Genomic DNA, 3,918 nt, shown 5'->3' on the forward strand with positions numbered 1-3,918 from the left:
AAAACCACGCCGGCCGCGCCGACGAAATCCCAGCAATTGCGGCTTTGACCCCAGCCACCGTTCGCGCCGATGTAGAAGCCGGTCCAATCATAGATCGGCGCAACCATCGGGGGCGCCTTGGTGTAGGGACGGGCCGCCATATCTGCAGCGCTCGCAGGAGCGGACATGCTCAGCGCCACAGCGCCAATTGCACCAACCAAAATCTTCTTCATATGAATTTCTCCCAGTCCGCTTCCGTTGTCCCCGAAGCGTCAGGCTAGGCAGGAGCGCCCCTCATGATTCCTGCTCCTTTTTTAGGCGAGATGCTGCCGGTGGGATGTAGCGTGGAAGTCACACTTGCGGACGAAATTGGCCCGCAAGTTGTTAATCCAGCTTAAGAATTGAGTTCCCATCGGTCCGCAGTTTGGGTCTTCAAATTACAGCCGAGTCCGCTCGGGTTCAAATATGGAAGAACTGAACATGGGCAGATGTCTTCCCCAGCTTCACCACGCATACCGGACGCCAGCTGCTCCGCGAATGCCATCACGCCTGCCGCCGTCGGTGTCGCTGACAGCGAACTGGTAGTCGGCATTGGCGTAGAAGCTGACGTTGGCGTTCATCCTCACACTCACCCCACCTCCGAGTTGCAGGCGCGTGGCCTGCTCAAGCAAGGGCACCAGATCGACACCGGAAAATGTCGTTGTCGCCTGCGCCGCCCAATCGCGCCACAGATTGGCGCGAACATAAGGCTGCCACACCTGCCCGCTGTCGCTGGCGACGGTCCATCGGCCGCGCAGGCCAATCCGCCCGCTGGTGCCCGACGTTGTCCCCAGTGCGACTGCACCTAGACCATCATTGGCGTCGTCGAACGACACATGTTGCCAGACGATCTGCGCCTGCGGCTCCAGTACGAAGCCCGGCCCGAACATCGGCAACCGAATGGGATAGCCCGTCTCCAACGACGAGAGGAAGCCGAACCCAGTGGTTGAAAGGCTGGCGAATTGCGTGGAGGCTGCGCCTTCGTAGCGCGTCGCCTGTGCCACCGCGTCAAGGTACCAGTCATTCGGGCCGTAATGCGTCCAGTAAGCGCCGCCTGACCATGCATTGAGATTGAGACCGCCGGTGTGACGGAGCATGTAGCCGGTCGCTGCTTCGTTCGTGACGAGGCCGCTCACATCGACATTGGCATTGGCATATCCGACATAAATGCCTCCGGCATCGCGATGGCCCGGTATCCATTCGCCCCGCCACAGATCGAGGCCGGTCTGAAAGCCCAGCACCTGGCCGGAGGTGCGCGGATCAGCGAACGCCCTGTAATGGCTGTCGATCTGCTGACCGAGGACCCGCCCCCAGCCGGCGCTCGCGCAATCGGTCGGCGCTCGCGCTGGTACCAGACCGCCGGCGGGGCATGGCGCGCCCGCATTTGCGTCGAGCAACGTATCGCCGATGCGTTCATGCAGGGTGCCAAGCGTCGTCATCCCCAACTGCCGGGCGATCGGCTGGACCACACCATAGGTCGCGATCTCCGGCCCGATGATTGGGTAGATACCCGGGGGCAGCGTCCCAGGGGGCGGATTGGTTGGTAGTGCCGGTCCGAGTGGCACGAGCGGCACTGATGGCGGCTCGATCGGTTCCGGGGGGACGACAAAGGTCGAGCGGAGAAACCAGTCGTTGGGACTGCTGCCCGCGAGGCCTCCACGGAAAAGAAAATAGTCGAAGGCGCCGCCGCGCACCTCGCCGGCGAGCACGAAGGCACCGGGTACCGTTGTGCCGTTGTTGATTACCTGCACCACCGCGATGCCATTCGCCACCGTCTCTGCGCCGGGGCCACCCGCATTGGTGATGTGCAAGACGGAATTGCCGGTCGCGCTGCCGCCGTTGATGATGAGCCTGTCCGAAGGCGAGCCGTCGGGGCCGAGAAACGTGTTGAGCCCGATTGTGCCGTTCGCGCCCACGTAGTTGCCCGCGGTTAGCGTCTTGTAGCTCGACAGTTGCGTGGGATTCCCGGTCGGCGCGGTGTAGGTGATCTGACTGTTGTCGTTGATGACGGTTGTTGCCGTCGAAGTCCCGGTCATCGTCCAGATGGTATTTTGCGTGAGATTTACCGTGCTCATACTCCCGCCCTGCGTCGAGATCATTCCTTGCAAGGTCGCCCCTTGAGCGTTGAACGTCGTGTTGCCGGACGAGTTCGTGTCGAGCAGGGTGTTGTTGTTCGCAGTCGCGATCGTGTTGCTGAGATTGATGTTGGCAGTGGCGCCCTGCACCAGGAAGGAAGCCTCGCTCGCCATAATCGTCGCATTGCTGTACTGCAACGTGTTGGCGGCGCCGCCGTTGTTGAAAAGAAAGCCGATGCCGCCATTCCCCGAAGCCGTCACGTTAGTGCCGGCCATCGTCACGCTGCCGCCGTTCTGAAGCCGGCCGCCTGCGCCGTTGACGTCAGATACCGAACCGCCGGTCGTCATGATGCCGGCGCCGTTCGCTGAACTCACCCCGGCGTTACCGCCGCCTCCACTAACGCTGACGACTACGTTGTTTGCTGTAATCGTACTCCCAGTGCCAGTCGCCAGAAGTCCCGTCTCTCCCCCGCCGTTTCCACTGACGGTGACACTGCCGCCGGTCAAACTCACTTTGCTACCTGTTTCCGCCTTCGCGCCGATGTCGCCACCGCCACCACCCGGCATCGATAAGGTCGTACCCGTCAATAAGATCTGGCTGCCGGCGCCGGTTGCCCAAAGACCGGTATTGCCTCCACCCCCAGCTGCGTAATCGATTGAATTACCGCTTATCAGGTTGATGGTGCCGCCATTGGTCGCCCTCGCGGCTACGTTGCCCCCTGCGCCGTTGAGACTTACGGAGAGACCCGTCGCGCTGATTTGGCTGTTCGCTCCATTGGCAAGGAGTGCAGTGCCTCCGCCGCCGAAGGGCGGGTTAATGGCCGCTCCTGTTCGGAAAATGATCTGACCGCCGCTTTGCGCAGACGCAGCGATGGCCCAGTTGCCATTGATGCTGGACCCGGAACTGAAGGTGATCGTGCCGTTGGTCTCGGCCAAACCACCGGTGCTTCCGCCGTTGAAAGGATTGATGTTGACGTTGCTGGTGGTGATGTTGGCGCTGGTGAGCGCGTGAACCGCAGGCGAGCCGTTGAGAACGGTATCGGGAGCAATGGTACAAGATCCGCTGGTGAGCGTGACGGTGGATCCTGCGACGCTACAGGCTTGGGCGGTCGCCCTCTCAACCACGGCGCCGGACGCAAGCAGAACGAGCGTCGCGATCGCGATCACGGCTCGGATCGGTATCGGCTGCACTGTCGCGTATATACGTCTCCAGACCGACGTATTGAATGCCGGGGTGGTGCCCGCAGGGCTGCAGGTCGACGCATCAGTTCGGCGGTTATCCAATCGCTGGCGTCGAAGGACTGAGCGCACCCAACAGCTCCTGGCGATCTGACAGAGAGCGCGAAACTAAACGACTGCAAATCACCGGAACCACAGTCGTACAAGGTATTGCCTCAATTATGACGAGGGCCGTCCGGGTTTGGTTTTGGCAGCTTGATGATGCTCCCGAGCCACGCAATGGACAGCAATACAGACCGAACAGACAGCAAGCTTCTTTCTCTCCCCCTGCCCCCTCGACCCGAAAACTGCTCGGCCTGATCTTGTTGCTGGACGCGTGAAGCTCTGGAGGCGCAGCAAGCGCCTCGCGTACCGGATAGAAGCTTTGCGGATTGCACGTGAGAGCGGCTCACTCTGCAAGTGCGCGATAAACTGATGTTCGGCCGATCTTCAACGTCTTCGCGATCGCGGACGGCCCCAGGTCGGACGCCATCAACAGCCGCGAGACTGGTGCGGCCTCGTAGGCGTCGCTCAACTGCTCGACCCGCTACTTAATCGTCGCGTGCACCGTGATCACCGATGTGCCAGAAGTCTTCGGCCCCTTACC

Annotated in this window: 1 protein-coding gene and 1 pseudogene; both read right to left on the reverse strand. The window is 61.5% G+C overall.

The window, feature by feature from the left end; genetic code table 11:
- Positions 1-212 (reverse strand): annotated as a pseudogene (locus AC0L27_RS40780) (hypothetical protein); the annotation flags it as partial.
- Between the two features lie 270 nt (positions 213-482).
- Positions 483-3,260, reverse strand: coding sequence for an autotransporter family protein (locus AC0L27_RS40785; RefSeq protein WP_473323698.1), 2,778 nt, complete (start codon positions 3,258-3,260; stop codon positions 483-485).
- Positions 3,261-3,918: the final 658 nt, after the last annotated feature.

The sequence above is a fragment of the Bradyrhizobium sp. Ken51 genome (genome assembly GCF_055807435.1).